Origin of the sequence: Pseudomonas sp. UBA4194 (assembly GCF_002379585.1) — a bacterium.
Lineage (GTDB): Bacteria > Pseudomonadota > Gammaproteobacteria > Pseudomonadales > Pseudomonadaceae > Aquipseudomonas.
Map to the genome: position 1 here is coordinate 56951 of NZ_DFUE01000080.1, position 6442 is coordinate 63392.

Here is a 6442-nt window from a genome sequence, read left to right on the forward strand (position 1 = left end):
GGTTGGGGTGAGGGGACCCTCCACCACCGACGCAAAAGCCCAACGCATTACCTGCCGTCCACCCCCATCAATACAAAACAAACCACTTCGGCGCGGGCCTTTTAAGGCCGCTTCGTTCTTTGGCTTGTCGGTACATTAAACCCTGAGGGTCGCCCTGACCGACCGACAACAAGCTGCCTGCGCCGCTCCAGCGGCCCGCAGCCGTGAGGGATCGTTCCATGTCCAACGCTTATCTCGCCAAATCCATGCCCGACGCCCACCGTGAGCCACCGGCCAGCAATGCCGATGCCCTGGCTCGCGAAGAGCGCAAGGAAAACACCTCGATGTTGCTGCTGCTCGCCCCCGCGCTGTTCATGGTGGTGGTGCTGCTGATCTTGCCCATGTGCTGGCTGGCCTTTCAGTCGGTGCAAACCGAGGAAGGCTTCTCGCTGGCCAACTACGCGCGCATCTTCGAGGAACGCATCTACTGGGACACCTTCTACCTGACCTTCAAGATCAGCCTGATCGTGACCCTGCTGTCCATCGTCATGGGCTTTCCCATCGCCTACGCCGCGTCGCGGCTGCACGGCTTCTGGGCCAACCTGATCCTGATCTGCGTGATCCTGCCGTTCTGGACCAGCGTACTGGTGCGCTCCTACGCCTGGCTGGTGTTGCTGCAACGCCGCGGTGTGGTCAACCAGACCCTGATGGACATGGGCATCATCGATCAACCCCTGAACATGATGCACAACACCACCGGCACGGTGATCGGCACTCTGCACGTGATGCTGCCGTTCATGGTGCTGCCGCTGTACTCGGTGATGAAGAAAATTCCGCAAGACCTGATGCAAGCCTCCGAAAGCCTGGGTGCCAAGCCGTTCTACACCTTCCGCCGGGTGTTCCTGCCCATGGCTGCGCCGGGCGTGATGGCCGGTTCGATCCTGGTGTTCGTGATCTGCCTGGGCTTCTTCATCACCCCTGAACTGCTGGGCGGGGGCCGTACCATCCTGGTGTCGATGCTGGTGCAGCGCAATGTCGAGCTCTACCACGCCTGGGGCGCGGCCAGCGCCGTGGGCCTGGTGCTGCTGTTCGTGGTGTTCCTGATCTTCTGGGGCATCAACCGCTTCATCCCCATCGAACGCATTCTGGGAGCGCGCTGATGAAGACCCTCGCCAACCTGCGGCAGATTCGTCTGTCGCACCTGCTGTTCACCGTGGTGGTGGCGGCCATTCTGTTGTACCTGATCATCCCGGTGCTGATCGTGGTGCCGATGTCGTTCTCCGAGGCGCGTTTCCTGCAGTTCCCGCCCAAGGAGTGGTCGCTGCGTTGGTACGAGGCGTTTTTCCAGAGTGCCGAATGGATGTCGGCGGCACGGGTGAGCCTGATCACGGCCGTGGTGACGACGGCGGTGAGCCTGCCGATCGGCATGGCCGCCGCCTACGCCATCAACAACTCCAGCCTGAAGGTGATCCGCACCCTGCAGATCGTGCTGCTGTTGCCCATGATGGTGCCGATCATCCTGATCGCCGCCGGGGTGTTCTTCGTCTATGCCCGCGTCGGGTTGATCAGTTCGCTCACCGGGCTGGTGCTGGCGCACATCATGCTGGCCCTGCCCTACGTGATCATCGCCCTGCTCGCCGGGCTGCGTAACTTCGACATGTCGCAAGAGATGGTGGCTCGCAGCCTGGGCATGAACCGCTTCCGTGCGTTCATGGCCGTGACCCTGCCGCAGATCAAGCCCAGCGTGGTCTCGGCAACGTTGTTCGCGTTCATCACCTCGCTGGATGAAACGGTGGTGGCGCTGTTCATTTCCGGTGGCGACAACCAGACCCTGACCAAGCGCATGTTCACCGCGCTGCGCGACGAGATCGATCCGACCATCGCCGCCATCAGTTCGATATTGATTCTTGCGTCGTTGATTCTGGTGGTAGTGGCAGGGCGCAACAAGCAGGGGTGATTGTTGCTGCTTTTAGCCCCCTCTCCCTCAAGCCCAACCCCCAACAGGGGATCGCCAGTGCGGCGAGTATCCCTGTGGGAGCGGGCTCTGCCCGCGATGAGGCCGGCACTGACACCCCCCCCAGCACAGCCTGCCGCCACCCCACTGCAATTCGGCATGCACACCCCGCTGCGTGGCCCATCTCGGCATCGCCCACTGCGCGGACATTTTTACACTAGGTCCATCGTTCGGACTGCAAAGGCACCCTGATCATGTTGAACAAGCAACTGCATGACCCTTCCCTGCTCGTCGAGCGCGCCTACGCCAATGGCCAGTGGATCACTGCCGATGACGGCGCCACCCTGGCCGTGACCAATCCTGCCGACGGCAGCGTGATCGCCCACGTGCCCGCCTTGCAGGCGGCCGAAACCCGGCGTGCCATCGCCGCCGCCGAGGCCTGTTTCGCCACCTGGCGCGAAGTGCCTGCCGCCGAGCGCGCCAAGCTGCTGGAAAAATGGTACCAACTGATCATGGATAACCAGGAAGACCTGGCCCTGATCATGACGGCCGAACAAGGCAAGCCCCTGGCCGAGTCCCGTGGTGAAATCGCCTACGGCGCCAGCTTCGTCAAATGGTTCGCCGAGGAAGCACGGCGCATCTATGGCGACACCATTCCTTCGCCCGTAGCGGACCGTCGCATCATCGTGCTCAAGCAGCCCATCGGCGTGGTGGCGGCGATCACGCCATGGAACTTCCCCAACGCCATGATCACCCGCAAGTGCGCGCCGGCCCTGGCCGCAGGCTGCCCGGTGCTGGTCAAGCCATCGGAAATGACACCCCTCTCAGCCCTGGCGCTGGCAGTACTGGCCGAGCGCGCGGGCATTCCTGCCGGTGTGTTCAACGTGCTGACGGGGATGCCTGCGGGTGTCGGCGGCGAGATGACCAGCAACCCTGCGGTGCGCAAGCTGTCGTTCACCGGTTCGACCCGGGTCGGCCAACTGCTGATGAGCCAGTGCGCGTCCACCATCAAGCGTCTGAGCCTGGAACTTGGCGGCAATGCACCTTTCATCGTGTTCGACGACGCCGACCTGGACCTGGCCATTGCCGGGGTGATGCAGAGCAAGTTCCGCAACGCTGGGCAGACCTGCGTATGCGCCAACCGCATTCTGGTGCAGGACGGCATCTACGCCCGCTTCGCCGAGCGTTTGAAGGCGGCCGTGGCCGAGCTGAAGGTGGGTGATGGCCTGGGCGAGGGCGTGACCATCGGCCCGCTGATCAATGCCGCGGCGGTGGACAAGGTGGCGCGTCATATCGGCGACGCCGTGGAGAAAGGCGCCAGCGTGGCCATCGGCGGGCTGCCCGGTGGCGACGGGCTGTACGCCCAGCCTACCGTGCTGCTGGAGGCCAACGCCGACATGCTGCTGGCGAGCGAAGAAACCTTCGGGCCGGTGGCGCCGCTGTTCCGTTTCCACACCGAAGACGAAGCCCTGACGCTGGCCAACGCCACCCCCTATGGCCTGGGTGCGTATTACTTCACCCAGGACATGCGCCGCGCCTGGCGCGTGGGCGAGCGCCTGGAGTTCGGCATGGTCGGCTTGAACACCGGGATCATTTCCATGGAAGTGGCGCCATTCGGCGGCATGAAGCAATCGGGCACCGGCCGTGAAGGTTCCAAGTACGGCCTGGACGAATTCCTCGAAGTAAAAGCCTGGCACATCGGCGGCCTCAACTAACCGTAAGCGGCCACCTCGCCCATCGGACATACACGCCGGGGCTGACGCGGCTTACGCCGCTGCTACATTATTTATTCTGGAGCATCGCAGATGAATTTCACTGAAGGTTTCGAATCGGTCAGCGTCAACCAGGTCAGCAAGCACTACGGCAGCCTCAAGGCGTTGAACAACGTCAACCTCAAGGTCGAAGCCGGCGAGTTCATGTCGTTGCTGGGCCCATCGGGTTCTGGCAAGACCACCCTGCTGAGTATTCTGGGCGGCTTCATTCGCGTCAGCTCGGGCAATATCCTGTTCGGCGAGCGCGACGTCACCCTGATGCCACCGCACAAGCGTGAAATCGGTGTGGTGTTCCAGAATTACGCGCTGTTCCCGCACATGACCGTCGGCGAGAACGTGGCCTTTCCGTTGCGCGCCCGTGGCGAGAACGCGGCCAAGAGCCGCGACCGGGTCAAGCAGGCGCTGGCAACGGTAGAGCTGACCGGTTACGAGAACCGCTCCATCGCGGCCCTGTCCGGCGGCCAGCGCCAGCGTGTGGCCCTGGCGCGCGCGATCGTCTTCGAGCCCAAGCTGATCCTGATGGACGAGCCGCTGTCGGCGCTCGACAAACAGCTGCGCGAGACCATGCAGATCGAACTGCGTGCCCTGCACAAGCGCCTCGGCGCGACCATGATCTACGTCACCCACGACCAACGCGAAGCCCTGACCATGAGCGACCGCATCGCCATCATGCGCGGCGGGCAGTTGGTGCAGGTGGATACGCCGCGCCGCCTGCACGACCACCCCTCGGACGACTTCGTGGCCAGCTTCATCGGCGAAAGCACCCTGGTGCCGTTGCAGCGCGATGCGGCCAATGGCCTGAGCCTGGGCAGCACAGCGTTGCGCACCACGCGGCCGGTGCCGGCGTCGGGTGATGTGTTCCTGGCCCTGCAATCGGAGAAACTGCTGCTGGACAACGACAGCGCCGGGCCGGAGTGGAATCGCCTGCGCGGTCGTGTGGCGGACATCGTGTTCCAGGGGGAAAGCCTGAAGGTGTTCGTGGACCTGGACGGCGGCCCGACCGTGAGCCTGCGCCAGCCCAGCCATCACGAAGGCAACCTGAGACTGCCCCCGATCGGCTCGCCGATGCTGATGCGCCTGCACCCCGAAGACACCATCGTGGTGCCACGCGCCGGGGCTTGAGGGTGTATCGGCTGGCGCCGCGCCCACAGGCATCGCAGCGATGCCCTGCAGGCGCGGCGTAAAGCCGCGAAGGCGCCAGCCCTGCCCCACCCCCGCCCCAAAAAAAACCCAGACAACCGAATCTACCGCCCTACCCCCTCAAAACAGCCGATCACAACAGCACAGCCACCAACTTCAGTGCTTGTGATTTCGCCCAATCCTTATCCTGATCACATCACCCCGCCATGCTCGGCGCTCACGGAGATCGAGATGAATTCTGCACTGACTCAAAACCAACGCCTGCTGGCCCTGCGTGAACAACACGTACCGCGAGGTATCGCTACCGCTCACCCTGTGGTCGCCGCACGCGCCCACGGTGCGCAGCTGTGGGACGTGGACAACAAGCGTTATCTGGATTTCGTCGGTGGCATCGGTGTACTCAATGTGGGCCATAACCACCCGGACGTGGTGGAAGCGGTGCGCCGCCAGGTGGGCGAGATCTCCCATGCCAGCTTTCAGGTGGTGGCCTATGAGAGCTATATCGAGGTGGCCGCGCGCCTGAACAAACTGGTGGGTGGCGACGAGCACTACAAGAGCGTGCTGTTCACCTCCGGCGCCGAGGCCGTGGAAAACGCGATCAAGATCGCCCGTGGCTACACCAATCGTCCGGCGGTGATTTCCTTTCGCGGTGGCTTCCATGGCCGCACCTTGCTGGGTGTCACGCTGACCGGCATGAGCCAGCCTTACAAACAGAACTTCGGTCCCTTCCCCGCCGAGATCTATCACGCCACCTACCCGAACGCTTACCGGGGCATCAGCAGCGATGACGCCTTGGCGCAGTTGCATGAGCTGTTCGCCAGCGATGTTGCGCCCGACCGGGTGGCCGCCATCCTGATCGAGCCGGTGCAAGGCGACGGTGGTTTCCTCGCCGCACCGCCGGAGTTCCTTCAGGCCCTGCGCGCGTTGTGCACACAGCACGGCATCGTGCTGATCGCCGACGAAATCCAGGCCGGGTTCGGCCGCACCGGTACGATGTTCGGGTTCCAGCATGCGGGCATCAAGCCTGATCTGGTCACGGTGGCCAAGTCGCTGGCCGGCGGCATGCCGCTGTCAGGCGTGGTGGGGCGTGCCGAAATCATGGACGCCCCCACCCCCGGCGGACTGGGGGGCACCTACGGGGGGAATGCGGTGGCATGTGCGGCGGCCCTGGCAGTGCTCAACCTGTTCGAACGGGAGGATCTGCTGGCCCAGGGCGAGCAGCGCGCCGTGCAGATGCGCGAAGGTTTGCTGGCCTTGCAGAAGCGCTACCCGCGCATCGGCGACGTGCGTGGGCTGGGCTTCATGCTGGCCATCGAGATGGTCAAGAACGATGCCCGGCAAAGCCCCGACGCGGACCTGACCCAGCGGGTCATCGACGAGGCACGCAATGCCGGTTTGCTGGTGATCAAGTGCGGCCTGTACCGCAACGTGGTGCGCTTCCTGGCGCCGCTGGTGACCACGGCCGAACAGGTAACAGAAGCATTGCAGATGCTCGACAAAGCGCTGGCCGCCGCCACAGATTCATAGGGAAGCCACCGGCCCCTTCGCGGCTTCACGCCGCTCCTACGGGCAATCACTGTAGGAGCGGCGTACAGCC

The 6442-nt window shown here is 63.8% G+C and carries 5 protein-coding genes; all 5 read left to right on the plus strand.

The genetic code is table 11. The annotated features are described in order from the left end of the window. The first annotated feature begins 218 nt into the window (after positions 1-218). The 5 genes from B3397_RS19665 to gabT all read left to right on the plus strand — a co-directional run bounded on the left by B3397_RS19665 (position 219) and on the right by gabT (position 6372). A complete protein-coding gene (locus B3397_RS19665; RefSeq protein ID WP_296253302.1) occupies positions 219-1139 on the plus strand; it encodes an ABC transporter permease in 921 nt (306 codons plus the stop codon). Continuing rightward, a complete protein-coding gene (locus tag B3397_RS19670) occupies positions 1139-1936 on the plus strand; it encodes an ABC transporter permease (RefSeq protein ID WP_296253304.1) in 798 nt (265 codons plus the stop codon). Before B3397_RS19665 ends, B3397_RS19670 begins: the two co-directional genes overlap by 1 nt. A 251-nt stretch (positions 1937-2187) precedes the next feature. Further along, the gene (locus B3397_RS19675; RefSeq protein WP_296253305.1) at positions 2188-3648 is read left to right on the plus strand and encodes an NAD-dependent succinate-semialdehyde dehydrogenase; all 1461 of its coding nucleotides are present in this window, start codon (positions 2188-2190) and stop codon (positions 3646-3648) included. Between the two features lie 90 nt (positions 3649-3738). Continuing rightward, positions 3739-4827 (plus strand): ABC transporter ATP-binding protein, encoded by a 1089-nt coding sequence (locus B3397_RS19680; RefSeq protein ID WP_296253306.1) that lies wholly within the window; start codon positions 3739-3741, stop codon positions 4825-4827. A 249-nt stretch (positions 4828-5076) separates the two neighbouring features. After that, entirely contained in the window at positions 5077-6372 is a 1296-nt protein-coding gene (gene gabT, locus B3397_RS19685) for a 4-aminobutyrate--2-oxoglutarate transaminase (RefSeq protein ID WP_296253307.1), read from the plus strand. Positions 6373-6442 lie beyond the last annotated feature (70 nt).

Excerpts from the sequence above, each read along its gene's own strand:
- B3397_RS19670 (WP_296253304.1), top strand. The coding sequence starts at position 1,139 with ATGAAGACCCTCGCCAACCTGCGGCAGATTCGTCTGTCGCACCTGCTG.
- gabT (WP_296253307.1), top strand. The coding sequence starts at position 5,077 with ATGAATTCTGCACTGACTCAAAACCAACGCCTGCTGGCCCTGCGTGAA.
- B3397_RS19680 (WP_296253306.1), top strand. The coding sequence starts at position 3,739 with ATGAATTTCACTGAAGGTTTCGAATCGGTCAGCGTCAACCAGGTCAGC.
- B3397_RS19675 (WP_296253305.1), top strand. The coding sequence starts at position 2,188 with ATGTTGAACAAGCAACTGCATGACCCTTCCCTGCTCGTCGAGCGCGCC.
- B3397_RS19665 (WP_296253302.1), top strand. The coding sequence starts at position 219 with ATGTCCAACGCTTATCTCGCCAAATCCATGCCCGACGCCCACCGTGAG.